Annotated in this window: 26 protein-coding genes; 17 read left to right on the top strand and 9 right to left on the bottom strand. The window is 71.0% G+C overall.

Translation table 11 applies throughout. The features are described from left to right. The first annotated feature begins 26 nt into the window (after positions 1 to 26). A complete protein-coding gene (locus ABD331_RS47300) occupies positions 27 to 1,205 on the top strand; it encodes a threonine synthase (protein ID WP_344490992.1) in 1,179 nt (392 codons plus the stop codon). On the opposite strand, the gene ABD331_RS47295 is transcribed toward ABD331_RS47300, so the two are convergent. From ABD331_RS47295 to ABD331_RS47285, 3 genes are read right to left on the bottom strand one after another with little or no spacing between them, the layout of a single operon-like run. Beyond that, positions 1,195 to 1,818 carry a hypothetical protein gene (locus ABD331_RS47295; RefSeq protein WP_344490989.1) on the bottom strand — a complete coding sequence of 208 codons (624 nt, stop codon included), beginning with the start codon at positions 1,816 to 1,818 and terminating at the stop codon, positions 1,195 to 1,197. The two genes, ABD331_RS47300 and ABD331_RS47295, sit on opposite strands and share 11 nt — an antisense overlap. Continuing rightward, positions 1,815 to 4,268, bottom strand: a complete 2,454-nt coding sequence (hrpB, locus tag ABD331_RS47290) for an ATP-dependent helicase HrpB (RefSeq protein WP_344490986.1) — start codon at positions 4,266 to 4,268, stop codon at positions 1,815 to 1,817. The genes ABD331_RS47295 and hrpB overlap by 4 nt, the downstream gene beginning before the upstream one ends. Next, positions 4,261 to 4,593, bottom strand: coding sequence for an ArsR/SmtB family transcription factor (locus ABD331_RS47285; protein ID WP_344490983.1), 333 nt, complete (start codon positions 4,591 to 4,593; stop codon positions 4,261 to 4,263). The genes hrpB and ABD331_RS47285 overlap by 8 nt, the downstream gene beginning before the upstream one ends. Before the next feature lie 86 nt (positions 4,594 to 4,679). On the opposite strand from ABD331_RS47285, the gene ABD331_RS47280 reads away from it, so the two are divergent. The 3 genes from ABD331_RS47280 (at position 4,680) to ABD331_RS47270 (ending at position 7,049) form a co-directional block, all read left to right on the top strand. Further along, a complete protein-coding gene (locus ABD331_RS47280) occupies positions 4,680 to 5,819 on the top strand; it encodes an MFS transporter (RefSeq protein ID WP_344490980.1) in 1,140 nt (379 codons plus the stop codon). Positions 5,820 to 5,861: 42 nt separating this feature from the next. Further along, entirely contained in the window at positions 5,862 to 6,275 is a 414-nt protein-coding gene (locus ABD331_RS47275) for a hypothetical protein (RefSeq protein WP_344490977.1), read from the top strand. Positions 6,276 to 6,365: 90 nt separating this feature from the next. Continuing rightward, positions 6,366 to 7,049, top strand: coding sequence for a hypothetical protein (locus ABD331_RS47270; RefSeq protein WP_344490974.1), 684 nt, complete (start codon positions 6,366 to 6,368; stop codon positions 7,047 to 7,049). Here ABD331_RS47270 and ABD331_RS47265 read toward each other — a convergent pair. After that, positions 7,018 to 7,848, bottom strand: a complete 831-nt coding sequence (locus ABD331_RS47265; protein WP_344490971.1) for an undecaprenyl-diphosphate phosphatase — start codon at positions 7,846 to 7,848, stop codon at positions 7,018 to 7,020. The genes ABD331_RS47270 and ABD331_RS47265 overlap by 32 nt on opposite strands. 206 nt (positions 7,849 to 8,054) lie before the next feature. Between ABD331_RS47265 and ABD331_RS47260 the strand changes: the two genes are divergently transcribed. Then, positions 8,055 to 9,188 carry a C45 family autoproteolytic acyltransferase/hydrolase gene (locus ABD331_RS47260; protein WP_344490968.1) on the top strand — a complete coding sequence of 378 codons (1,134 nt, stop codon included), beginning with the start codon at positions 8,055 to 8,057 and terminating at the stop codon, positions 9,186 to 9,188. Positions 9,189 to 9,206: 18 nt separating this feature from the next. Here the strand turns inward: ABD331_RS47260 and ABD331_RS47255 are convergent, their stop codons facing one another. Beyond that, positions 9,207 to 10,016, bottom strand: a complete 810-nt coding sequence (locus ABD331_RS47255) for an NmrA family NAD(P)-binding protein (RefSeq protein ID WP_344490965.1) — start codon at positions 10,014 to 10,016, stop codon at positions 9,207 to 9,209. A 75-nt stretch (positions 10,017 to 10,091) separates the two neighbouring features. Here ABD331_RS47255 and ABD331_RS47250 point away from each other — a divergent pair, with 75 nt between their 5' ends. From ABD331_RS47250 to ABD331_RS47240, 3 genes are all read left to right on the top strand, one after another. Continuing rightward, complete coding sequence (locus tag ABD331_RS47250) at positions 10,092 to 11,009, top strand: AraC family transcriptional regulator (RefSeq protein WP_344490962.1); 918 nt, start codon at positions 10,092 to 10,094, stop codon at positions 11,007 to 11,009. Continuing rightward, the gene (locus tag ABD331_RS47245) at positions 11,006 to 11,524 is read left to right on the top strand and encodes an HAD domain-containing protein (RefSeq protein WP_344490959.1); all 519 of its coding nucleotides are present in this window, start codon (positions 11,006 to 11,008) and stop codon (positions 11,522 to 11,524) included. The genes ABD331_RS47250 and ABD331_RS47245 overlap by 4 nt, the downstream gene beginning before the upstream one ends. A 65-nt stretch (positions 11,525 to 11,589) precedes the next feature. Continuing rightward, positions 11,590 to 11,793, top strand: a complete 204-nt coding sequence (locus ABD331_RS47240) for a PspC domain-containing protein (RefSeq protein ID WP_344490956.1) — start codon at positions 11,590 to 11,592, stop codon at positions 11,791 to 11,793. Here the strand turns inward: ABD331_RS47240 and ABD331_RS47235 are convergent. Continuing rightward, a complete protein-coding gene (locus ABD331_RS47235; RefSeq protein ID WP_344490953.1) occupies positions 11,766 to 12,671 on the bottom strand; it encodes a hypothetical protein in 906 nt (301 codons plus the stop codon). The genes ABD331_RS47240 and ABD331_RS47235 overlap by 28 nt on opposite strands. Before the next feature lie 87 nt (positions 12,672 to 12,758). On the opposite strand from ABD331_RS47235, the gene ABD331_RS47230 reads away from it, so the two are divergent. The 3 genes from ABD331_RS47230 (at position 12,759) to ABD331_RS47220 (ending at position 15,676) form a co-directional block, all read left to right on the top strand. Further along, positions 12,759 to 13,337: a DinB family protein gene (locus ABD331_RS47230; protein WP_344490950.1), complete on the top strand. Its 579-nt coding sequence runs from the start codon at positions 12,759 to 12,761 to the stop codon at positions 13,335 to 13,337. Positions 13,338 to 13,381: 44 nt separating this feature from the next. Further along, a complete protein-coding gene (gene lipB / locus ABD331_RS47225; RefSeq protein ID WP_344490947.1) occupies positions 13,382 to 14,029 on the top strand; it encodes a lipoyl(octanoyl) transferase LipB in 648 nt (215 codons plus the stop codon). 165 nt (positions 14,030 to 14,194) lie between these two features. Beyond that, on the top strand, positions 14,195 to 15,676 hold the full coding sequence (locus ABD331_RS47220) for an alpha/beta fold hydrolase (RefSeq protein WP_344490944.1): 1,482 nt from the start codon (positions 14,195 to 14,197) through the stop codon (positions 15,674 to 15,676). A 42-nt stretch (positions 15,677 to 15,718) separates the two neighbouring features. Here ABD331_RS47220 and ABD331_RS47215 read toward each other — a convergent pair whose 3' ends face one another. Both ABD331_RS47215 and ABD331_RS47210 read right to left on the bottom strand, forming a co-directional pair. Further along, positions 15,719 to 17,248 carry an amino acid permease gene (locus tag ABD331_RS47215; protein WP_344490941.1) on the bottom strand — a complete coding sequence of 510 codons (1,530 nt, stop codon included), beginning with the start codon at positions 17,246 to 17,248 and terminating at the stop codon, positions 15,719 to 15,721. A gap of 154 nt (positions 17,249 to 17,402) precedes the next feature. Continuing rightward, positions 17,403 to 17,939, bottom strand: a complete 537-nt coding sequence (locus ABD331_RS47210; RefSeq protein WP_344490938.1) for a type 1 glutamine amidotransferase domain-containing protein — start codon at positions 17,937 to 17,939, stop codon at positions 17,403 to 17,405. A gap of 112 nt (positions 17,940 to 18,051) precedes the next feature. Between ABD331_RS47210 and ABD331_RS47205 the strand changes: the two genes are divergently transcribed. Next, the gene (locus ABD331_RS47205) at positions 18,052 to 18,318 is read left to right on the top strand and encodes a heavy-metal-associated domain-containing protein (protein WP_344490935.1); all 267 of its coding nucleotides are present in this window, start codon (positions 18,052 to 18,054) and stop codon (positions 18,316 to 18,318) included. A 48-nt stretch (positions 18,319 to 18,366) separates the two neighbouring features. Here ABD331_RS47205 and ABD331_RS47200 read toward each other — a convergent pair whose 3' ends face one another. Beyond that, entirely contained in the window at positions 18,367 to 18,714 is a 348-nt protein-coding gene (locus ABD331_RS47200) for a ribosomal maturation YjgA family protein (RefSeq protein ID WP_344490932.1), read from the bottom strand. Between the two features lie 148 nt (positions 18,715 to 18,862). Between ABD331_RS47200 and ABD331_RS47195 the strand changes: the two genes are divergently transcribed. The 5 genes from ABD331_RS47195 to ABD331_RS47175 all read left to right on the top strand — a co-directional run bounded on the left by ABD331_RS47195 (position 18,863) and on the right by ABD331_RS47175 (position 24,659). Next, positions 18,863 to 20,677 (top strand): ABC transporter substrate-binding protein, encoded by a 1,815-nt coding sequence (locus ABD331_RS47195; RefSeq protein ID WP_344490929.1) that lies wholly within the window; start codon positions 18,863 to 18,865, stop codon positions 20,675 to 20,677. Then, a complete protein-coding gene (locus ABD331_RS47190) occupies positions 20,674 to 21,729 on the top strand; it encodes an ABC transporter permease (protein WP_344490925.1) in 1,056 nt (351 codons plus the stop codon). The genes ABD331_RS47195 and ABD331_RS47190 overlap by 4 nt, the downstream gene beginning before the upstream one ends. Beyond that, positions 21,726 to 22,607, top strand: coding sequence for an ABC transporter permease (locus ABD331_RS47185; protein WP_344490922.1), 882 nt, complete (start codon positions 21,726 to 21,728; stop codon positions 22,605 to 22,607). The genes ABD331_RS47190 and ABD331_RS47185 overlap by 4 nt, the downstream gene beginning before the upstream one ends. After that, entirely contained in the window at positions 22,604 to 23,578 is a 975-nt protein-coding gene (locus tag ABD331_RS47180; protein ID WP_344490919.1) for an ABC transporter ATP-binding protein, read from the top strand. Before ABD331_RS47185 ends, ABD331_RS47180 begins: the two co-directional genes overlap by 4 nt. 73 nt (positions 23,579 to 23,651) lie before the next feature. Further along, complete coding sequence (locus tag ABD331_RS47175; RefSeq protein ID WP_344490916.1) at positions 23,652 to 24,659, top strand: ABC transporter ATP-binding protein; 1,008 nt, start codon at positions 23,652 to 23,654, stop codon at positions 24,657 to 24,659. Positions 24,660 to 24,684 lie beyond the last annotated feature (25 nt).

The following is a 24,684-nucleotide window of genomic DNA, read 5'->3' as shown; positions in this document are numbered from 1 at the left end:
TGCGAGGGTCGATAGGGTCGATTCACGTGAACGGACCTTCGCTTGCCCTCCGCCAGCGTTCCCTGGGTGACCCATCGGCCGAGTTCCCGCTGTTCCCGCCACTGACGAGAGGCTGCCCCAAGACCAGCACCGACGAGATCGCCTACCCGCTGGACGTCGTCTACGACTACGCGAAGGTCGACCGCGGCCTGTTCGAGCAGGCGCCAGGGCCCGACCTGGCGCGCTGGTCGCCGCTGCTGCCGCCGCTGGACGCGCCCACGCTCGGCGAGGGCGGCACGCCGCTCGTGCGACTCGGCGACGTCTACATCAAGGACGAGTCGCGCAACCCGACCTGGTCGCACAAGGACCGGCTCAACCGGGTCGCCGTCAGCGCCGCCGTCGCCGCGGGCGCGCCGGGCGTGGTCGTCGCCTCCTCCGGCAACCACGGCGCCTCGGCCGCCGCCTACGCCGCCCGCGCCGGGCTCCGCGCCATCGTGCTGGCCTCCGCGGACTCGCCGCCCGCCGTGCAGTCGTTCGTCCGGGCGTACGGGGCGAAGGTCGTGTCCGTGCCGGGCGAGAAGCGGTGGCCGCTGCTGCGGGAGGTCGTCGACCGGCTCGGGTACCACCCGGTCAGCAACCAGACCGTGACGCACACCGGGCACCCCTTCGGGCCCGAGGGGTACAAGACGATCGCGTACGAGCTGTTCCTGCAGCTCGGCGAGGTGCCCGCGGCCGTGTTCACGCCCACCGGCTACGCCGAGCTGCTCTACGGGATGTGGAAGGGGTTCTGCGAGCTGCTGCTGCTCGGGGTGACGGAGAAGGCGCCGCGGATGTTCTCCTGCGAGACGGCCGCCGGCGGGCCGCACGCCAAGGCGCTGGCCACCGGCGCGCCCGCCGCCGTCGTCGAGCTGGGGCCCACCGACGCGTACGGCGTCGCCGGGTCCGTCGGCGGGCACCGCGGGGTCGTCGCCGTGCGCGACAGCGGCGGCGAGGCCGTGCTCGTGACCGACGAGGAGATGCGGCGGGCGCAGCGCGAGCTGGCGCGGGCCGGGCTGTGGCAGGAGCTGTCGGGCACGGCGGGGCTGGCCGGGCACCGCAGGCTGCGCAGGGACTTCGACGGGCCCGTGGTGTGCGTCGCCACGTCGAGCGGGTTCAAGGACCTGGGGGTGGGCGGCGAGCGCTACCCCGTCCTGGAGAACCCGACCCTGGACGACCTCAGGTTCTGAGCCAGACGCGCAGCGGGCCGATGGCGGTGAAGCCGTGCCGTAGCGCGGGGGCCGGGTCGCTCTCGTAGCCGACCAGGGGGCGGCCGGGGAACAGCTCGGCCGCCGCCGCCAGGACGCCGTCCCAGTCGCCGAACACGTTCGACACGCCAACGGCCGGGCCCGTCGCCGTCAGGACGGCGCCGGAGCCGAGGCCGGGGGCGTGCACGACGGTGGCCTCGTCGAGGAGCGCGGGCAGGAACAGGCCGCTCAGGCCGCACGCCCGCTCCCACGCGGCGAGGCCCTCCTCGTCCTGGACGACCTGCCACGGGGCGCCTGTTCCGGCGGGGGCCTCGCGGTGGATCCACTGGGCCTCGAACAGCACGTCGAAGCCCGGCAGGTCGAGGGTGGCGAAGCTGTCCTTGATCGAGGCGCCCGGGCCCGCGTCGAGGTGGGGGAGCAGGTCGGCGGCCGTCGCCTCCCGGGAGAGGGTGACCGCGTCGGGGTAGTACGGCGGGGTCCTGGACGGGTTGGTCCAGGCCAGTGGCGTGAACGTGCCGGGGACGCCGTGCGCGCGGCACATCAGGTCGCACCAGCGCGCGTTGTCCAGGGCCGCCTCGGCCTGCCAGTCGGTCATGGGGCGTTCCTCTTGGTGCGGCGGGTGGGCTGGGCGGTGAGGGGGTCCTCAGGCCAGGGGTGCTTAGGGTAGCGGCCGCGCATCTCCGCGCGTACGTGGCGGTAGCCCTCACGCCAGAACGAGGCCAGGTCCGCCGTGACGGCGAGCGGGCGGCCCGCCGGGGAGAGCAGGTGCACCAGGACGGGGACGCCGGCGATGCGCGGGGTCTCCTGCCAGCCGAACAGCTCCTGCAGCTTGACCGCCAGCACCGGCTGGTCGCCCGAGTAGTCCAGGCGGACGCTGGAGCCCGTGGGCACCTCGATGCGCTCGGGGGCCGTCACGTCGAGGCGTTCGCTCCACGGGATCAGGCGTCGCAGCGCGGCGGCGACGTCGATGCGCTCCACGTCCGCGCGGCGGCGGGCCCTGCTCAGCTCCGGCTCCAGCCACTGGTCGGCGAGGGCGATCAGGTCGTCCATCGGGGGCCAGGGGGCGCCTCGCGCGCGGTGACAGAACGCGAGGCGGTCGCGCAGGTCCTTGGCCTGTTTCGTCCAGGTGAGGAGGCCTTCGGTGCGCAGGCCGTGCAGGATGGCTTCGCGGACGTCGGCGTTCCTGAGCGGGGTGGCGGTCAGTTCGATCGCGCCGAGGCGTTCGACGCGGCGGGCCGAGACGTCGCCGCGGCGTTCGCCCGGGGGGACGTGCCAGGTGATCTCGTCCTGGGTGGTGGTGCCGGCCGTTGCTCGTGCGGTGGCTTCGTCGATGACTACGGCCTGGCGGATGCGGGCCGAGGCGGAGCCGGTGGGGCGGTCGGCTATGGCGATGGCCAGCCATTCGGCGGTCTGGAGTTTGGAGTTGTCCGGGAGTTGGGCCTGGGTGCCGGACGCCATGAGGTAGCCGGCGCCTCGGCGGCGCGCGACCCGTTCGGGGAAGGCCAGGGCCACCGCCGTCCCGGCCAGCGCGTCTGTTGTGGGGCTGGTGCGGAGCCCTGCGGTGGTGCGGCGTTCTGTGGCGGCGCTGGCGTTCGCGGCGGTGCGGGCTTCCGCGGTGGTTCGGCGCAGGCGGGCTGCTTCCTGGCGCCAGCGGGCCGCGAAGCCGGTGCCGCCGCGGCGGGCCGTGCGCCAGACCTCGGCCAGGTCGTCGGAGACGTCCCTGGGGAGTTGTTCCGACAGCAGGGCCACCACCTCGGCGGCGTCGGGGCCGAGGTCGAGCAGGGCCCTGGCCAGGCGCGGGTGCACGCCGGCGAGCGCCATCCGCCGCCCCCGCTCTGTTACGCGCGCACGCTCCGGCGACCCCTCGGTGAGGGCGTCGAGGAGTTCCAGGGTGCGGAGGGCGGCGGACAGGGCGGCGGGCGGTGGCGGGTCGAGGAGGGCCAGGCCGGACGCGTCCGGCGCGCCCCAGCAGGCCGCTTGGAGCGTGAAGCCCGTCAGGTCGGCGAGCGCGATCTCCGGCCGCGCGTGGTCGGCCAGCCGCTCGTGTTCAGCCGCCGACCAGCAGCGATACACTGCGCCCGGCGCCTCGCGGCCCGCGCGGCCGGCGCGCTGGGTGGCCGACGCCTTGGAGACGCGGACGGTGGTGAGCGAGCCCAGCCCCCTGGCGTGGTCCGTACGGGGCTCGCGGGCCAGCCCCGAGTCCACCACCACGCGCACGCCGGGAACGGTCAGGCTCGACTCGGCGACCGACGTGGCCAGCACCACCCGGCGCGCCGTCCCCGGGTTCAGCACGGCGTCCTGGACGTGGGCGGGCGCCTGGCCGTGGACTTGCAGGAGGTGCTCGACGTCGCCCGCCAGCATCCCCGCCACCTTGGCGATCTCGCCGACGCCGGGCAGGAAGCACAGCACGTCGCCGTCCCGCTCGGCCAGCGCCCTGCGCACGACGGCGGCCACGTGGGACAGCAGCGCGGGATCGACGCGCAGGCCGTGGGGCGGGGCGACCGGGCGCGGCGGCGACGCCCAGACGGTCTCCACCGGGTGGGCGGAACCGGTGGCGGCGACGACGGGGCCGCCGAGCAGGTCGGCCCACGGCTGGGCGTCGGCGGTGGCCGAGGTGGCGAGCAGGCGCAGGTCGGGGCGGAGTGTCTGGCGTACGTCGAGGAGGAACGCCAGCGTCGTGTCCGCGTCGAGGTGCCGCTCGTGGCACTCGTCGAGGACGACCGCGTCCACCCCGGGCAGCTCCTGGTCGCGCTGGAGGCGCTGGAGCAGCACGCCGGTGGTGACGACCTCGACCATGGGGTTGGCGCCGACGTGGCGCTCGCCCCTGATGGTGTAGCTGACGCCCATGCGGCGGGCCGCCGCGCGGACGGCCAGCCTGCGCGGCTCGGCGACCACCACCCGCAGGCCCGCCTCGGCCAACGCCAGCGGGACCACGGTGGTCTTGCCGGTGCCGGGCGGGGCCGTCAGGACGGCGCAGCCGTGCCGGTCGAGCGCCGCGAGCAGTTCGGGCAGGACGTGCCGGATGGGCAGCACCGCATCAGGCATGGATGGCGGCGGGGACGGGGAGGGCCGCGGTGAGGACCGCGTCGAGCAGGCCGGGGAAGCGGCTCTCCAGGTCGTCGCGGCGCAGGCTCATGTACTTGAGCCTGCCCTCCTGCTTGGTGAGGACCACGCCGGCCTCGCGCAGCGTGCGGTAGTGGTGCGAGGCGGTCGACTTGTGCACACCGAGGTCGTCGCCCGCGACGGTGCACGTCATCTCTCCGGCCGCGGCGAGACGGCTCACGATCTCGAGGCGTACGGGGTCGCTGAGGGCCCGCAGAACCTCCGTGAGCTGGATGTTCTCCGTGGACGGATGAGGCAGCAGGCGCATGGGGAAACCCTACCTCCGTTTTATTGTTTGACAACAATCCAACTATAGGTCAGTTTGATGGGCGTCCAACTATTGCTGGAGGCTCCATGAGTTCGCGGCTCTACCCGATGGCCGCCGGAAATTTCGCGATCGGTACGGGGATGTTCGTGACGGCCGGGCTGTTGCCGCCCATCTCCGAGAACCTGGGCGTCTCGCGATCCGCCGCCGGGCAGCTCATGACCGTGTTCGCGCTGGCGTACGCCGTGCTGTCGCCCCTGCTCGCCGCGCTGACCGCCCGCATGTCACGCAGAACGCTGCTGCTGGTGGCGATGGGAGTGTTCGTGGCCGGCAACGTGCTGACCGTGCTGGCGCCAACGTACACGCTGGTCATGCTGACCCGCGTGATCGCGGCGGCGGGCGCGGCCATGTTCACGCCCACCTCGTCCGCCGTGGCGAACGCGCTGACCGAGCCCGAGCGGCGCGGCCGGGCGCTGGCGCTGGTGATGGGCGGGCTGAGCGTGTCGTCCGCCATCGGCGTGCCGCTCGGCACCTGGCTGGGCGAGGCGGCCGGATGGCGGGCCACCCTGTGGATGGTCGCGGGGCTCGGGCTGATCGGCCTGATCGGGGTCGCCGCGCTGGTGCCCGAGGTGCGGATCCCGGCGTCCGGGCGGTTGCGGGAGCGGTTCGAGCCGCTGCGGGACCGGCGGGTGCTGGCGGTCATGGTGACGCAGCTGCTGATGTTCGCGGCCGGCTTCACCGCCTACACCTACATCGGGTCGCTGTTCGACCTGCCGCTGCCCGCGCTGCTGTGGGCGTGGGGGCTCGGCGGCATCGTCGGGAACGCGCTCGGCGGGCGGCTCACCGACGCCTACGGGCCGCGCGTGATGATCCTCGCCGGGCTGGCCGCGTCCGTGGTGTTCCTGGCCCTGGCGCCCGTCGCGAACCTGGCCATGCCCGTCGCCCTGGTCTGGGGCTTCCTGTGGGGCGCGACCGGATGGCTGGTGGCGCCCGCCCAGCAGTTCAGGACCGTCACGGCGGTGCCCGGCAGCGTGCCGATCGGGCTGGGGCTGCTGTCGTCGGCCCAGTACTTCGGGCTCTTCGTGGCGGGGCTGGCCGGCGGCGCGGCGCTGGATGCGTACGGCCGGGTGGGGGTCGTGGTGGTCGCCACCGGGTTCGGGCTGGTGGCGCTGCTGTTCACGCTGGTCACCTACCGGGGGAAGCCGAGGGTTCGCGTGCCCGCTACCTAAGTAGGGGGTCGTGCGGGCGGGGCGTTCGCCAGAATGATGGATGTGTCCCACGACCCTTTGCCCGGCGACGCCGGCTCGCCGGCCGCGCAGCCGGACGACGACCCGCGCGACGAGCCCGCGCCCTTCGCCGCCGTCGTCCTGCTGACGGTCGCCGCGGCGGCGGGCGTCATGGTGCTCGGCGCGCTGGCGCCCTCGGCCCTGAACGTGAAGTTCCTGCTGTTCGGGCCGATCGCGCTGGTGGTGTTCGAGATCGCCGTGCACGAGGTGTGGTGGAAGCGGTGGTGGGGGGCGATCCCGGGCGCGGTACTGGGGCTCGCCGCCTACTTCGAGGGCCGTGCGGCGCTGGCCGACATCGTGGGGGACGGGTGGGCGCATCCGGTCGCGTACGTCACCGCCTGGGCCCTGTTCGCGGCCGTCTTCGCCTGGGCCAGCCGCTACCCCCGCACGTTAGCCTGATCCGCGCGCCGGATCTCCGCCTCGGAGGGGACGGCCGGTCGGCCCGCAGGGGGACGACTCGCGGCGGCCCGCGCGCCTACGGTCGGCCGCATGTTCAACGATCAGGTGAAGTTCCGCCGCGTCACGGCGGGCACGCTGCTCGTCGTCGCCCCCCTCCTCCAGGCCGTGGCCGTCGTCGTCGACCCCGGCACCTGGGGCGACGACCGGGAGGCCGTCAGCTTCGGCGACAACCCCGCGCTGGCCCAGACGCAGTCCGTGCTCTACCACTGGAGCTGGATGCTGATGGCCGTCGCCGTCATCGGCCTGATGCACCTCACCAGGCGCAGGGCCACGCGGCTCGGCCACGTGTCGGGCGTGCTGGCGGTGATCGGCTACCTCCAGCTCTCCGGGCTGCTGCTGATCGACCCCGTCGAGTGGTATCTGGGGCAGCGCAACTCTCCTGAGGAGGCCCAGCGCATCCTCGACGAGATGCTGAACCTGCCCGGCGTGACCTTCGGCTTCCAGCTGCCGTGGATGTTCTTCGGCTTCATCGGGCTGCCGCTGCTGACCGTGGCGGTGTGGCGGGCCGGGTTCGTGGGGTGGTGGGTGCCGCTGCTGGTGGCCGCCGGATACCTGGGCGGCTTCCTGGTGCCGTACGGGCCGCTGACCGTGCCGTTCTGGACCGCGCCTGTCGTCGCCCTGGGCTGGACCGGCGTGCGGATCCTGCGCATGGGCGACGCGGCGTGGGCCGGCTACTACGAGGTCAGCCGAGTGCCGGAATCCAGCCTGCGGTGACCGCCAGGATGATGAAGAAGCCGAGGATGATCCGGTAGATCACGAAGGGCGTGAAGCGGTGGGTGCTGATGTAGCGCAGGAACCACGCCACCGCCGCGTACCCCACGACGAACGAGACGATCGTGGCCACGATGGTCGGCCCCCAGGCGGGCGTACCGGCCTCGCCGATCTCGAACAGCTCCAGCAGGCCCGAGGCGAAGACGGCGGGCATGGCCAGCAGGAACGAGTACTTGGCCGCGTCCTCGCGGCGGTAGTCGAGCAGCAGGCCGGCCGTCGTCGTGCCGCCGGAGCGGGACACGCCGGGGAAGAGGGCGAGCGCCTGGGCGAAGCCGTAGATGAGGGCGTGGGTGATGCTGAGGTGCTTCTCCAGCGTGAGCTTGTTGCGGGCGGTGCGGTCGGCGAACCACAGGATCAGCGCGAAGACGATCAGCGTGGTGCCCACCAGGCGCAGGTCGCGGAAGACCGTCTCGATCTGGTCCTTCAGCACCAGGCCGAGCACGCCGATGGGCAGGGTGCCGATGATGATGTACCAGCCCATGCGGGCCGCCCAGTGGGGGCGCAGCTCCTTGACGAACAGCGAGCGCGTCCACGTCGAGATGATCTCCCACAGCTCCTTGCGGAAGTAGATCACGACGGCCAGCTCGGTGCCGATCTGGATGACCGCCGTGAACGCCGCTCCCGGGTCGGGCCAGCCGGCGAAGGCGGAGACCACCCGGATGTGGGCGCTGGAGGAGATCGGCAGGAACTCCGTGAGGCCCTGGACCAACCCCAAGATCACCGCTTCTAGCCAGCCGATCACGACTACACCTTTCGAGCACGCCGGAGTGATGAGGGTGAGGTTAGCGGAATCGCGGGCCGGGCAATCGCTGTCGTAAGGCGTTGAGCTGATCGGCCGGTGGACGATCCGCGCAGTTCACCGGGAATTCGCGCGATGTTCGTCCGGGGCTGCCCGGCGGGCTGTGTGTAGGTTGCTGGAGAGGCATCCGGCCGGTCCAAGGAGCACCATTGAGCCGCACATCCCTGCCCCTCGTGGAGATCTCCGGCACGCCGCGCGAACGCGGGCGCCAGTACGGCGAGCAGGCACGCGAGCGGATCCAGCGCTCGCTCACCTACTACGCGGAGGCGTTCGGGCACTCCAGCGGCCTGTCGTGGGAGCAGGTCCTGCGGCGCGCGGCCCGCTGGGCGGGGCCGAGCAAGGCGTTCGCGCCGGAGCTGGCCGAGGAGATGGCGGGCATCGCCGAGGGCGCCGGCGTCGGCTTCCTCGACGTGCTCGCGCTCAACGCCCGCGGCGAGATCATCTACGACACCACGTTCAGCGCCATGGAGGCCGACGGCTGCACCTCGTTCGCGCTGATGGGCGAGGCGACGGGCGACGGCCACGTCTACGCAGGGCAGAACTGGGACTGGCGCGAGGGCGTCTCCGGCACGCTGATGGTGCTCAGAGTGGTCCAGCCTGGTCGCCCGACCGTCATCATGCACGTCGAGGCGGGGCAGGTCGGGCGGCAGGGCGCGAACTCGGCGGGCATCGCGCTCAACGCCAACGGGCTCGGCGGGCGCTTCGACGACTCGGTGGGCGTCCCGCAGACGCTGATCAGGCGCAGGGTGCTCGACAGCGGCAACCTCAGCGCCGCGCTGGAGACGCTGACCGAGACCAAGGCCCACATCGCCAGCAACGCGCTGGTCACGCACCGGGCGGGCTTCGCGATCGACCTGGAGACCACGCCGGGGGCGGTCGGCTGGATGTACCCGGCCGACGGGCTGCTCGTGCACGGCAACCACTACCAGGCGTTCGTGCCGCCGCAGCTCGCCGCCCACTACCGGCCGGGCGCCGCCGACTCGCTGGTCCGGGTGCCCAGGGCTGAGGGCGGGCTGCGTACGGTGCGGGAGGCGTCCGGCAGCGACGAGGCCCGCAAGCGCATCAGGGCCGCCATGTCCGACCACCTCGGCCATCCCGAGTCCCTCTGCACCCACCCCGACCCGGCCCGTCCCGCCGTCGAGCGGTGGGCGACCCTGCTGTCGAGCTGCGTCGATCTCACCACGGGGGATTACCTGATCGCGGCCGGGACGCCGTGCGACCACGAGTACGAGCGCGTGCCCTGGAACCTCTACGACGGGCCCGAGGGGGACTCCAGGATCTAGCGCTTCCCGACGTGCGGTCTAGCGCTTCCAGGCGGGCGCGTTCGCGCGGGCGAAGTCCGAGAAGTCGCGGGCCGGGCGGCCGAGCGCCTCCCGCACGCCGTCCGTCGGGCTCGCGTTGCGGCCGTCCAGGATGTCGGTGAACAGGTGCCCCAGGCCCTCCGCGGCCTCGCGCGGCACCCCGTGCCGCACCGCCGCGGCCACGTACTCCTCCGGCGTGACCCGGACGAACGTGATCCGCCTGCCGGTGATCTCCGTCAGCTCCCCGGCCACGTCCGCGAACGTCAGCGCCCTCGGCCCCGTCAGCTCGTACAGCCTGCCCGCGTGCCCCTCCCCGGTGAGCGCGGCCACGGCCACGTCCGCGATGTCCTCGGCGTCCAGGAACGGCTCGGGCACGTCGGCGGCGGGCAGCGCGATGACGCCGTCGAGCACCGCGCCGAGCAGGAAGTCCTCGGTGAAGTTCTGCATGAACCAGCCGCAGCGCAGCACCGTCCACTCGGCGCCCGACTCGCGCACGGCGTTCTCCGCGGCCTGCGCCGCCGGCTCGCCGCGGCCGGACAGCAGCACGAGCTTGCGCACGCCGCTGCGGACGGCCAGCTCGGTGAACGCCTTGACGTCGTCGTACGCGCCGGGAAAGGCCAGGTCAGGGTAGTAGGAGAGGTAGACGGCCGTGACGCCGTCGAGTGCCGCCTGCCAGGTGCCGCGGTCCTGCCAGTCGAAGGCCGGGGCGGCGGAGCGGGAGCCGACCCGTACGGGCAGGTCGAGCGCGGTGAGCCGGTCAACGACGCGGCGGCCGGTCTTGCCGGTGCCGCCGAGCACCAAAATCATCATGTAACTAGTAAGTCAGGATACCGATAAGACTCTCCATGGTTGAGAAGCGCAATCCCATATGCGATCGTCTACCCCATGGACCAGCTCGCGGCGCTTCTCGACGGCCCGAGAGCCCGCGGCGCCTTCCTCCTCCGCTCGATCCTGCATCCGCCGTGGTCGCTGCGCATCCAGGACGAGGCGCCGCTGTCGGTGATCGCGCAGGTGCGGGGCGATTCGTGGATCATGTTCGACGACGCCGAGCCCGTACGCCTCGCGCCAGGGCAGGTGGCCATCGCGCGCGGGCCGGAGCCGTACACCGTGGCCGACGAGCCGGGCACCAGGCCGCAGGTCGTCATCCACCCCGGCCAGCACTGCACCACCCTCGACGGCGAGGTCCTCTACGCCTCCCTCGACCTGGGCATCCGCACGTGGGGCAACAGCACCGACGGCGACACCGTGCTGCTGACCGGCACCTACAACCTGGAGGGCGAGGTCAGCAGGCGGCTGCTCGAAGCGCTGCCCCAGCTCATCGTGGAGCCGGGCGGGCCGATCATCGGGCTGCTCGGCGCGGAGATCGTCAAGGACGAGCCCGGCCAGGAAGCCGTCCTGGACCGGCTGCTCGACCTGCTGCTCATCGCCGTCCTGCGGGCCCACTTCGCCACGCACGAGGCGCCCGCCTGGTACCGCGCGATGAGCGACCCGGTCGTCGGCAAGGCCATGCGCATGCTGCACAACAACCCCGCCCACCCGTGGACGGTCGCCGCCCTGGCCGCCGAGGTGGGCGTCTCCAGGGCCGCGCTGGCCAGGCGTTTCACCGAGCTGGTCGGCGAGCCGCCGATGTCCTTCCTCACCGACTGGCGCCTGGCCCTGGCCGCCGACCTGCTGCGCGAGCCCGACGCCACGATCGGCTCCGTCGCCAGGAAGGTCGGGTACGGCAGCCCGTTCGCGCTCAGCGCCGCCTTCAAACGGGTGCGCGGCGTCAGCCCGCAGGAACACCGGGCGGCGGCTAAGTGAAACCCCTGCTCCTGCTCGACGTGGACGGCGTGCTCAACCCGATGGGCCGCCCCACGCCCGACTTCCGCCGCTACCGCTGCACGATCGGCACCGACGTCTACACCGTGCATCTCAACCCCCGCCACGGCCGCCGCCTGCTCGAACTGGCCCTGGCCACCGGCTCCGAGCTGGTCTGGGCCACCACCTGGGAACACCACGCCAACGACTGGATCGCTCCCCGCATCGGCCTGCCCTCGCTGCCCGTCATCACCATGGGCGCCTCCTCCGCGGGCGTGCCGCCGAGCGAGCACGGCGAGATGTTCAAGACGCCGCACGTGGCGGCGTACGCGGGGCAGCGGCCGTTCGTCTGGTTCGACGACCAGGTGTGGGCGGAGGACGAGGAGTACCTCAGGGTCCATCAGGGTCTGGCCGATTTCCTGCTCATCCACGTGGATCCGCGACAGGGACTGACCAGCCGACATCTGGGCATGGCACATGAATGGCTGACCCTTACAGGGTTTTCTCAGGGTTCCTGACGGGAGTCTTGCGGCCACGCTGTCCGTTTTCCAGATAGGTCGCGAAAACCACACGGAGGAACAGCATGTACCGCTCTCGTGAGCACCGGATCATCGCAGGCGTCTGCGGCGGGCTCGCCGACAAGATGGGCCTGCCGCCCACCCTCGTACGGATTCTCTGGCTGCTGCTGTCGCTCATTCCGGGGCCGCTCTGGGTGGTCTACGTCGTGATGTGGATCCTGATCCCGGAAGCGCCGAAGGGCTACGCCGGGCCGAGCCGCGCCACCTGATCCCGGGTCGGGGCGTCCAGCTCCGTCTGCAAGAGCCCGTTGTTCACGCCGGGCCGGCAGTCCGGCATGACGTGCACGGAGGCCGCCGGTCCTTCCCCGTAGCGGAAGACCAGCCGGAACGAGTCGCTCACAGGCCCCGCCTGCTGGCAGCCGTTCGTGCTCGGCCTGGTCCCGGGCGCGTTCAGCGCCGCGGCGAGTTCGGCGGCCTCCCGCGCGCCGCGCTCGGACCGCGAGCCCGGCTTCTCGCCCGGCTTGAGCCTGCAGACCAGCACGCCGACGACCCCTTCCGGCACCATCTGCTCGTCCTGCCCGCGCCGGCCGAGCGATCCGTCGCAGGGGTCGTCGGGCTGGGGGAGACGCCAGTCACCCGTACGGTAGGCGGCGGTGAGGCTGTCGCCCAGGTAGACGTCGCTGGTGGCCGTGCCGTTGGTGATCGTGGCGCACGAGTTGACCTCTTCCGCGCCGCCCAGCCACAGCGTGTCACCGTCGGGGTAGGTGAAACGGACCAGGTAGTTCGTCATCCGGCCGCCCATCAGCGTGCAGGCACGTTCGGCGTTCTGAGTGTCGATCGGCAGGTAGGCCAGGTCGCGGGCCATCGCCTCGGTGGTCTGGTGGTTCAGCGTGCGCCATCCGTCCAGCTTCTCGCCGCCCGGGTCGGTGTTCCGGCCGGGGTAGGCGCAGATCAGCGCGAGGTCCGGCGCGCCGGGCACCAGCCGGTCCGAGGCGCCGTCCAGGTCGGCGGCGTCCGGGACCCAGTCGCCGATCTTCTCGCTGTCCCACTGCTGCGGGCAGAAGGGCGGCGCCGGTGGGGACCCCTGCGCGACGGCGCACCCCGAGACCGCGAGGAGCCCGGCGGCGAGCCAGTGGAGTGATCTCACACCGGTTGAGACGGCTGATGCTTCCGAGTGGTTCGAGGCCATTTATTCGCTTGTGAGCCGTGCGGAGCGTCGCTCAGGATGGCCGCCATGACGACTCGACGTGCGGACATGTTCACCGAGGACGGCAGACCATCCGACGACGACCCGCGCGAGCACGGGCCCAGGCTCGGCGACGAGCGCGCCACGCTGGCGGAATCGCTGCGCTGCCTGCGTCTCACGCTGGAGCTGAAGTGCGCGGGGCTCGACGCGGAGCAGATGGCGCGGCGGGCGGTGGAGCCCTCGACGATGTCGCTGCTGGGGCTGGTGCGGCATCTGGCCGAGGTGGAGCGGGCGACGTTCCGCAGGCTGCTGGCGGGGGAGGACGTGCCCAAGCTGTACTGCTCCGACACCGACCGTGACGGTGACTTCGACGGCGCGGTCGCGGATCCCGAGGTGGTCGCCGAGGCGTGGCGGACGTGGCGGGCGGAGGTGGAGTTCTCCACGCGGTTCCTGGCCGGGGCGCCCAGCCTGGAGGCGACCGCCGACGACCCGCAGAACCTGCACGGCAGCGGGGGCGGGGCGATGTCGGTGCGCGAGGTGGTGCTCGGGATGATCGAGGAGTACGCCCGTCACATGGGGCACGTGGACCTGCTGCGCGAGCGGATCGACGGGCGCATCGGCCAGTAGGAGGTACGTGCCCGGGCGTCCGCGCGGCGGCATATCCTCGGAGTATGAGGGCAAGGCCGCTGACGCTCATCCAGGATGAGCTCGTCGATTACGACCAGGCGATGGAGCGCATGACCGACCTCGTCGGGCAGCGCCAACGGGACGAGCGGCCGGACACGCTCTGGCTGCTGAGCCACCCGTCCGTCTACACGGTCGGCCGCCGCACCCCGATGGCCCACCTGCCCGACCCCACGCGCGGCATCCCCGTCGTCGAGACCGGGCGCGGCGGCCAGCTCACCTACCACGGGCCAGGCCAGCTCGTCGGTTACCTCATCGTCAAGCTGGACGAGGGCGAGGGGATCGTCGACTACGTGCGCGAGGTGGAGCTGCGGCTGGTCGAGGCGCTGGGCAAGCTGGGGCTGCCGGCCGAGCGGCGCGACACGCCGCCGGGGTCGGAGCTGCTGACCGGGGTGTGGACGGCCGAGACCGGTCGTAAGATCATCTCGATCGGGATGCGGCAGAGCAGGGGTGTCACGAGCCACGGGTTCGCGCTCAACGTCGACGGCGACCTGACGCCGTGGAGCTGGGCCGTGGCCTGCGGGATGCCCGACGTGGACATGACCTCGCTCAAGCGCGAGCTGGACGACGCCGCGATGCCCGCCGTGATGCCCGCCGTACGCGCGGCGGTGGCCGAGGCGTTCGAGGCTTCCTGACAGGCCGAGGTCATTCTCAGGGAGGGAATCTTGTTATTCCTCCCCGTTCGTCCCTGCAAATAGGCAATGATCCAATCTTGGTCGCACGCCCCGACGGGGGGATCGGCTGAAGATTGGAGCACTGTGCGAAAGAGGTTTTCCCTGCTCGCCGCCGCCTTAATGGCGATGGCGACACTCTCGTCCGTCGCGCCCGCCAACGCGGACACGGCCGGGACGGCTGAGACGGCACGTACGATCACCTGGGCGCCCTGCGAGGAGGAGCCCAGCGCCGAATGCGGCAAGCTGACCGTCCCGATCGACTGGTCCAAGCCGGACGGGCCGACCGTCGACATCGCGGTCGCCCGGCGCAAGGCCACCGACCCGTCCGCCAGGATCGGTTCGCTGGTGATCAACCCGGGGGGTCCTGGCGGTTCCGGTGTGGAGGCCGCGTACGGCGCCACCTGGTTCACCGACGAGCTGCAGAAGCGGTTCGACATCGTCGGCTTCGACCCCCGGGGTGTGGGGCGCAGCCATCCGGTGATCTGCTCGGCGTCGGTCTACAACCAGATGCCGCACACCGTCATGAAGAGCCAGGCCGACTTCGACGCCTGGAACACGTTCACCAAGAAGCTGCACGCCGACTGCCGCGAGCGCACCGGCCCGCTGTACGACCACGTCGACTCCCAGGACGTGGCCCGTGACATGGACGCGCTGCGCGCCGCCCTCGGCGAGGAGAAGCTGACCTACTACGGCATCTCCTACGGCACGCTGATCGGCCAGATGTACGCCGAGCTGTTCCCGGACCGCGTCCGGGCGCTCGGGCTCGACAGCAACATGGACCACAGCCTGGGCGTCGCGGGCTTCCTGTCCACCGAGGCGATCGCCGTCGAGGACGCCTTCGACCAGTTCGTCGGCTGGTGCGACCAGGAGCCGAGCTGTGTGCTGCACGGCCAGGACATCCGGGCGATCTGGAAGGGCCTGCTGGACAAGGCGCGCCGGGGCGAGCTCGTCTACCCCAGCACCGGCACGAAGATGACGGAGCTGCAGGTCATCTACAACGCCGCGCTGGGCAACGAGGGGCCCGACTGGGTGACGCTGAGCCAGACGATCAACTGGCTGAACGGCGGCGCCGAGCCGGACTGGGTGCCTCCGCTGCCGGGCCGCGGGCCCGTCGAGGGGGACGTGGCGTACCTGCCGACCGCGATCCTCTGCCAGGACTACAACCTCCGGGTGCGCAACTACACCGAGTACGCCGCGCTGATGAAGGTGTCGAACAAGCTGGCGCCGGACACGCGGTACCACCCGTACCCGACCGACGACCTGCCGATCTGCATGAACTACGGGACCACCAACCCGCCGCACGAGCTGGAGTACACGGGCGACGCCCCGCTGCTGCTCGGCAACTCGCTGCACGACCCGGCCACGCCGTGGATCTGGTCGGCCAACGCCGCCCGCCAGCTCGGCTCCAAGGCGGTGCTGCTCACGTACGAGGGCTGGGGTCACCGCATCTACGGCAAGGACAAGTGCCAGACGGACATCTTCGACGAGTACCTGATCTCGCTGAAGGTGCCCGCGCAGGGCACGCGCTGCGCCGTGGGCACGCCTGAGGAGACGCTCAGGCTCAAGAGCGCGAAGCCGGCCTGGCCGACTGACCGGCTCTCCTGGTAGCGAGGCGATGGGTACGGCGTCCGGGCCGTACCCATCGTCGACTCACGTGGTGGGGACCTCGTCGACCGTCCGGCGGGGTCCCGTGAACCAGTGGCGGGCCGACAGGGCCCACCACAGCGCGATCCCGATCAGCACCACCCCGACGGCGATCGGCGCGTAGTTGACCGACGTCCAGGTGAAGTCGGGGTTGCCCGGCACGCCGGCCGGTGAGAACGGCATGATGAAGTAGATCGAGACGATCACGATCTCGACGCAGGCGATCCAGCACAGCGCCTTGTACTTCCTGCCGAGTGTCCACGGCCCCGGCTGGAAGGCGTCGCCCATGCGCAGCCGCAGCCAGATCGGGATGAGGAAGGCCAGGTAGAGCCCGATGACGGCGATCGAGACGACGGCGTAGAAGGCGACCGGCGTGGTCAGTCCTGCGGGGGCGTAGAGGGCGGGCAGGGTGATCAGGGCGGCGGCGACGCAGCCCGCGATGATCGCGTTGACGGGGGTGCGGTTGCGGTCCACCTTCGACCACAGGCGCCAGCCGGGCACGGCGCCGTCGCGCGAGAACGCGTACGTCATCCTGGACATCGAGGTCACGCAGCTCATCCCGCAGAAGAACTGGCCGATCGTGGAGATCGCGAAGACGGCCGTGGCGAGCGGGGACGACAGCGCGGTGTCGAAGATGGCGCCGACGAACCCCGCGTTCTTGTTGATCTCGTCCACATGCGTGGCGGCGAACAGGAACGACAGCAGCAGGATCCAGCCGCCGATGGCGGAGTAGAAGATCGACTGCCACAGGCCCCTGGCCGCGCTCGTGGCCGCGCCCTGGGTCTCCTCCGACACGTGCGCGCAGGCGTCGAAGCCGGTGATCGTGTACTGGGTGAGCAGGAAGCCGAGCGGCAGCACGTACAGCCAGAAGGGCAGCCCGTCGGAGCCGTCGCCGAAGCCCGAGTTGTTGTTGGTGCCGAAGAAGACGAAGGAGGCCGACTGGTGGTTCTCCGGGGCGAAGATCAGGATGGCCACGATGATCGCGGCGCCGGCCACGTGCCACCAGACGCTCACGTTCTGCAGCAGTGAGATCAGCTTGTGGCTGTAGATGTTGATCAGCGCGTGCAGCGCCAGAATGATCACGAAGAGGAGGAACGCCTGGGGGAGGGTGGCCTCCCAGGCGCCGCCGGTCAGGCGGTTCAGGGTGATGTTGAGGAAGGTCGCGCAGCCGTAGTCGACCGACGCGGTGACGGCGATGAGGCCGATGAGGTTCAGCCAGCCGGTGAACCAGCCGTGGATCGGCTTGCCCAGCTTGGCGGCCCACCAGTAGATGCCGCCCGCCGTCGGGTATGCCGACACCAGCTCCGACATGCAGAAACCGATGATCAGGATGAACAGTGAGATCAGCGGCCAGCCCCACGAGATGGCGATGGGGCCGCCGTTGTTCCACGCCTGACCGAAGGTCGTGAAGCAGCCGGCGAGGATGGAGATGATCGAGAAGGAGATGGCGAAGTTCGAGAAACCGCTCCAGGTGCGGGCCAGCTCCTGCTTGTAGCCGAGCTCGGCCAGTCGCCTGGAATCCTCTTCAGTGGTCATGTGAGGTCTCCCTGGGGGGCGCGGAGGACGCTCCTTTTGGTCTACGTCTAGACCATTTCTGCCCAGGGGACAAGGCGTTACAGCGGGGTTTCGATCTCGTCAGGCCCCGAGGTGGCCTCCCCGGCACGTGCGGGGAGACCACCGCGCGGGGGTGTCAGGACATGGCGTCCATGGCGGCCTGGCAGAACGCCTTGAGGTCGTCCGGCTTGCGGCTGGTGACCAGGGTGTTCGGCCCGTTCGTGCAGACCATGACCTCCTTGTCCACCCAGGTCGCCCCGGCGTTGCGCAGGTCCGTCTGCAGGCTGGGCCAGGACGTCAGGGTCCGGCCGCGTACGACGTCCGCCTCGATCAGCGTCCACGGCGCGTGGCAGATGGCGGCCACCGGCTTGCCCGCGTCGAAGAACGACCGGACGAACCGTACGGCCTCCGGCACCGTCCGCAGGAAGTCCGGGTTCGCGACGCCGCCCGGCAGCACGAGGCCGTCGTAGGACGAGGCCTCGTCCACTGTTTCGTCCACGGCGAAGGTGTCTGCCTTGTCCAGGTGGTTGAACCCCTGGACCTGGCCGGGAGAGGTCGAGACGAGCCGGGGCGTGCCGCCGGCCTGCTTGACCGCCTTCCACGGCTCCGTGAGCTCCACCTGCTCGACTCCCTCGGGGGCGACCAGGAAAGCGATGGTCTTGCCGTCCAGCATGTGACTGCCCTCCCTTGTTTCCACCCCCCTTTCCGTGACCGCCGGATGTATGCGTCTTTACCCCTAGGGGGTATATTGGGTGACACGAGAGCCGAGAGTGAGGAGTGTGACCATGACTGTCGCGACGTACCAGGTGGACGGCATGACCTGCGGCCACTGCGTGAGCGCCGTGACCCAGGAGGTCGGCAAGGTGACCGGCGTGAGCGGGGTCGAGGTCGATCTGGCGAACGGGGCGGTGACCGTGACCAGCGCGGCGCCGATCGACGTGGCGCTGATCGACGCCGCGGTGGTCGAGGCCGGTTACGAGCTGGGCGGCAAGGTGGAGCTGCTGCCGCAGGTGAGCGGGTCGTCGTGCTGCGGTTCCGGCGGCTGCCACTAGCTCGCCAGGGCGCCGCGTCATGAGCCCGGCAGCCCGGACACTGAGCGGCTAGCCCTGCTGGGCGCGCAGGCGATGGTGGACCAGCCAGCAGGCGGCGGCCCCGACGGCGTACCAGAGCAGGTCGGGCGGGTTGAACGTGCTGCCCAGCACCGGCCGCAGCGGCTCGGGGATCTCCCAGAGCTGGGCGAACTCGATCGCCCAGCTCAGCCCGGCCGACACCGCCGCCGCCACCAACGGCCGGATCCTGGGCAGGGCGAGCACGAGGAGCGCGTAGATCAGCGCGGTGTAGAGCGCGTCGCCCGCGTACTTCGGGAAGGCGCCGTCCCAGAGCGCCCGGACGCCGAGCCCGCACGCGACGATCACCACGCAGGTTAGGGCGGTCGGCAGGCGGGGCACCAGCTCAACGTAGTGCCAAGTGCGCTGAAAATTTACACCGCCAAAGGAAACGAAGGTGAAACAATTTTCCGCACCTCGTTGACATGCGGACTCCGTATGGTGTGCCTTTCTCTACACAGGAACCCCCCTGCCTGAAGGTGAGGCACTCATGAGGAGATGGTTCGCACGCCTGGCCGCGCTGGGCGTCGCGCTATTAGTGGCCGGTACGGGCACCACGGCCGCCCTTGCCCAAGATCCGGCGGCGGGGAAGAAAGTCTTTCGCGTCGGCGCGACGCAGGCCATGGACTCGATGAACCCCTTCCTCGCGGTCCGCCTGGTCTCGACGTCGATCCACCGCTGGATGTACGGCTACCTGACGGTGCCCGACTCCAAGACCCTCCAGCCCAGCCCCGACCTGGCCGAATCGTGGACCACGTCCGAGGACGGGCTCACGTGGACGTTCAAGATCCGCACCGCGAAGTGGTCCGACGGCCAGCCGGTCACCGCCGAGGACGCGGCCTGGACGTTCAACAAGATGATGACCGACGAGGCCGCCAAGACCGCCAACGGCCCCGCGGTGGAGAACTTCGAGAGCGTCACCGCCAGCGGTCAGGACCTGACCATCAAGCTGAAGGCGCCGCAGGCGTCCATGCTGGAGAACCCGGTCCCGATCATGCCCAAGCACGCTTGGGAGTCGGTCACCGACATGGCGAACTACGACGCCGAGAAGTACCCGACCGTGAGCAGCGGCCCGTACATCGCGGTCGAGCACAAGAAGGACCAGTACGTCAAGCTGCAGGCCAACCCCAACTACTGGCGGGGCAAGCCGAAGATCGACGAGCTGCAGGTCATCTTCTACGACAACCCGCAGGCCGCGATCGCCGGCCTGAAGAAGGGTGACATCGACCTGCTCGGCCGGATGACCCCGCAGGAGTTCGAGGCCATCCAGAACGACCCGAACATCGAGGCGTGGAACACCCAGGGCCGCCGCGCGGCCTACCTCCAGGTCAACCACGGCGCCACCACCACCGACGACAAGGCGGTCGGCGACGGGCACCCCGCGCTCAAGGACGTCAAGGTGCGGCAGGCGCTGCACTACGCCATCGACAAGCAGAAGCTCGTCGACGAGGTGCAGAACGGCCTGGCCAAGCCCGCCGACGGCTCCATCGTGCCGCCGATGTACAAGGACTTCTTCTGGGAGGCCACCGGCGAGGAGAAGGTCTCCTACGACCCCGCCAAGGCCAACCAGATCCTCGATGACGCCGGCTACAAGAAGGGCGCCGACGGCATCCGCACGATGCCCGACGGCGACCGCAAGCTGGAGTTCCGCTTCACCATCCACACGGAAACGCCGATCGAGGACAAGCTCGCCGAGTACCTCACCGCCTTCTTCAAGGAGGTCGGCATCACGCTGACCACGGTGAAGCTGGAGTCCAGCAAGTTCACCGAGGAGACCGGCGTCACCGGCAACTTCGACATCGCGATCAGCGGCTGGTCGGTCAACCCCGACCCCGAAGAGGTCATGGCCACCCACCTGTGCAGCCGCAGGCCGGCACCGGGCGGCGAGGGCGGCGGCACCGAGTCGTTCTTCTGCGACGACACCTTCGAGAAGCTCTACCAGGACCAGCTCAAGGAGCTCGACCGCCCCAAGCGCATCGACCTGCTCAAGCAGATGCAGGAGCGGCTCTACACCCAGGCCCCGATCATCGCGATCTACTACACCAACGACCTGGAGGGCTACCGCAAGGACAGGGTCACCAGCATCACCCCCATCCCTGAGGACAAGGGTCTGCTGTACGGCGGCAGCGGCTACTGGCCGTTCTACACCGTGGACGTCAAGGCCACGGCGGCGGCGAGCGGCAGCACCGGCGGCGGCTCCAACACCGGCATCATCGCCGGCATCGTGGGCGCCGTGGTGGTCATCGGCGTCGGCGCCTTCCTCCTGACCAGGCGGCGCAAGAGCACCGCAGACGAGCGCGAATGACGACACCGCTCGAAGCAGCAGAGCCCGCCGCCGTCCAGGCGGCGGGCCCTGGTGACGAGCGCCCCACCAGCCGCGGCACGCTGCGGTACGCGCTGTCCAAGGGCGGTGGGGCGCTGTTCAGCATCGCCATGGTGCTGGTCGGCACGTTCTTCGTGTTCCGGCTGCTGCCCGGCGACCCCGTGCGCAACCTGGCGCAGGGCCGCAACATGACCCCTGCCCAGCTCGACCTCGAACGCCGTCGGCTCGGGCTCGACAAGCCGCTGCTCGACCAGTTCATCGACTTCGTCGGCGACACGCTCCGGCTCGACCTGGGCACCTCCTACGAGTACAAGCGGCCCGTCCTCGACCTCATCGGCGAGCGGATCGGCCCCACCCTGCTGCTCGCCGGCACCGGCCTCGTGATCGCGGTCAGCCTCGGCATCTGGCAGGGCACGCGGGCCGGCTGGCGGCACGGCACCAGGTTCGACCGCCTGTCCACCGGCGCGTCCCTGCTGCTGTGGTCGGTGCCGACGTTCTGGCTCGGGCTGCTGCTCATGATGGTGTTCGGCGTCGGCATCGGGCCGATCCCCGGCATCTTCCCGTTCCGCGGCATCGAGAGCGTCGACGCGCCCGACGGGTTCGCGTACGTGCTCGACGTGGCCTCCCACATGGTGCTGCCCTGCCTGACGCTGGTGGCCGTGGTCTACGCGCAGTACCTGCTCGTCATGCGCTCATCGCTGATGGAGGAGGTCAGCCAGGACTACGTCACCGTCGCCAAGGCCAAGGGCCTGCGCGACGACGAGGTACGGCGCCGCCACGCGGTGCCCAACGCCCTGCTGCCCACCGTGACGCTGGTCTTCATGCGCGTCGGCTTCGTGGTCGGCGGCGCGGTCACCGTCGAGACGATCTACACCTGGCCCGGGCTCGGGCAGTTGTTCTACGAGGCGATCAGCGTGCCCGACTTCACGCTCATGCAGGGCACCTTCCTGCTGATCACGGTGGCCGTGATCGTCATGAACACGCTGGCCGACGTGGTCTACCACCTACTCGACCCGAGGGTGAGGTCGGCGTGACCAGTGTCTCCGCGGCCCGCAGGCGGCTCGCACTGAGCCGGTTCTGGGCCGAGTACCGCCAGCACCGCGGCGGCATGATCGGCCTGATCGTGCTCGTCGCCGCCGTGCTGCTCGCGCTGGTCGCGCCGCTGTTCATCAGCGAGGACGTGACCAGCGTCGTCGAAGGCGTCGGCGAGAAGTGGGCCGCGCCCAGCCTGAGCGAGCCGTTCGGCACCGACGAGTCCGGCCGCTCCATCCTGCTGATGGTCTGGTGGGGCTCGCGCACGTCGCTGCTCATCGGCTTCCTCGCCGCGCTGCTCAGCATCGTCATCGGCCTCGTCTTCGGCGTGGCCGCCGGGCACTTCCGCGGCTGGCTGGGCGCCGCCCTGATGCGGATCACCGACTGGTTCCTGGTGCTGCCCTCGCTCGTCACGGCCCTGGTGCTGGCCGCCATCCTGGGCGGGAGCACGTTCACCATCATCATGGCCATCGGCATCACCACCTGGCCGTCCACCGCCCGCCTGATCAGGGCGCAGACGCTCGCCGTCGAGGCCAGGCCGTACATCGAGCGCTCCAAGGCGCTCGGCGCGGGGCACTGGCACATCACCACCCGGCACGTGCTGCCGAACGTGGCGCCGCTGCTGCTCGCCAGCACCACGCTGGAGGTCGCCAGCGCCATCGTCACCGAATCCACGCTGGCCTTCCTCGGCGCCAGCTCCAACAAGACCTCGTGGGGCACCATGCTGCGCGCCTCCTACGACTTCGGCGCCGCCACCCAGGGCGCCTGGTGGTACATCCTCATCCCCGGCCTGGCCATCCTCGTCGTCGTCATGGCGTTCACCCTCGTCGGGCGGGCGCTGGAGGCCGTGCTCAACCCCCGGCTGAGGAGGGCCGCATGAGTCTGCTCGAACTCGACGACGTGTCGGTGACCTACCGCATCGCCTCCGGCGAAGTACCCGCCGTCCGCGGGGTCTCGCTGAGCCTGGACGCCGGAGCGGCGCTCGGCATCGCCGGCGAGTCAGGATCCGGCAAGTCGACGGTGGCCATGGCGCTGCTGCGGCTCCTGCCCCGCGACGCGCGCGTCGGCGGCCGGATCCTGCTCGATGGCGACGACGTGCTCGCCATGAAGTGGGGCCGCCTGCGCGCCGTACGGTGGGCCGAGGCGTCCATCGTCTTCCAGGGCGCCCAGCACGGCCTCAACCCCGTGCGCCGGATCGGCGACCAGATCGCAGAACCGCTGCTCGTGCACGACCTGGCCAAGCCCGACGCCGCCCGCAAGCGCGTCGCCGAACTGCTCGAACAGGTCGGCCTGCCCGCCTGGCGGGCCCGCAGCTACCCGCACGAGCTGTCCGGCGGGCAGCGGCAGCGCGTCATGATCGCGATGGCGCTCGCCTGCTCGCCCCGGCTGATCATCGCCGACGAGCCGACCACCGCGCTCGACGTGATGGTGCAGGCCCAGGTGCTCAGCCTGATCAAGGAGCTGGTCGCCGAGCAGGGCATCTCACTCATTATGATCTCGCACGACCTGTCCGTGCTCGCCGACGTCTGCGACCAGCTCGCCGTCATGTACGCGGGACGCGTCGTCGAGCACGGGCCGTCCGGCGAGGTGTTCCACGAAGCCCGGCACCCCTACAGCCGGGCGCTGGCCGCCGCCTTCCCCACCGTGGGCGACCCCGTCTCGCGGATGGCGCCCAAGGGGCTCGGCGGCGACCCGCCCGACCCGATGCACCTGCCGGGCGGGTGCTCGTTCCATCCGCGCTGCCCTGTCGTGCTGGACGAGTGTTCGTCGATCGATGTGGAGCTCTGGCCGGCCGGGGACGGGCGGAGGGCGGCTTGTGTGCGCGTCAGGGAGACGGAGGACGCCTCATGACCCCACCCCAGATGCCTGGCCATCGCCATCGCACAGGACCCATGACCTCACCCCAGATCGACGCGGAGGTCTCATGACCGAGACGCAGACGGCCGCGGAGGCGGTCGCGACCACCCGGCCGGCCCTGCTGGAGGCCCGCGACCTGCACGTCGAGTTCTCCTCCCGAGGCCGCCGCGCCCGCGCCGTGGACGGCGTCAACCTGGCCATCGGCCAAGGCGAGATCGTCGCCCTGGTCGGCGAGTCGGGCTGCGGCAAGACCACGCTCGCCCGCACCCTGCTCGGCCTCGAACGCCCCACCTCCGGCGAGGTCCGCTACGACGGCGACCCGCTCAGCTACACCTCCAAGGCGCTCAAGGCGTACCGCAGGCAGGTGCAGCTCGTCCTCCAGGACCCGACCGGCTCGCTCAACCCCAGGCACACCGTGTACGAGGCCGTCGCGGAAGGCCCCCGCATCCACGGCCTGCGCGACGAGCAGGACGTCGTGTCCACCGCCCTGTCCCACGCCGGCCTGCGGCCACCCGACCGGTTCTTCCTGCGCTACCCGCACGAGCTGTCGGGCGGGCAGCGGCAGCGCGTCGTCATCGCCGGCGCCCTCGCCCTCGACCCCAAGGTGCTCATCGCCGACGAGCCGGTCGCCTCCCTGGACGCCTCCGTCCGCGGCGAGATCCTGGCCCTGCTGCTCCGGCTGCGCGCCGAACTCGGCCTGTCGGCGCTCGTCGTCACCCACGACCTGGGCCTGGCCTGGAACATCGCCGACCGCGTCGCCGTCATGTACCTGGGCAGGATCGTCGAATCCGGGCCCGTCGAGCAGGTGCTGACCGCGCCGCGGCACCCGTACACGCAGGCCCTGATGTCGGTGCTGCCCGAGTCGCCGGAACGCGTCGTACTGACCGGCGAGCCGCCGGACCCGACCCGGATCCCCGGCGGCTGCCGCTTCCACGCCCGCTGCCAGGTCCTCGCCTCCGGCAAGGCCGCCGAGGCGGGGGTGGACGGGCGGTGCCGTACCCAACTGCTGGACATCCTGCCCGCCACTGCGGAGGCGCAGGCGGCCTGCTACTACGCGGAGACGGTCGGCCAGTGACGGCGTGATCGGGCCGGTGGAAACG

It is taken from the genome of Nonomuraea monospora, from assembly GCF_039531895.1.
GTDB classification, from domain to species: Bacteria; Actinomycetota; Actinomycetes; order Streptosporangiales; family Streptosporangiaceae; genus Nonomuraea; species Nonomuraea monospora.
Note: the sequence above shows the minus strand (reverse complement) of the source record. Positions and strands in the feature narration are given on the sequence as shown.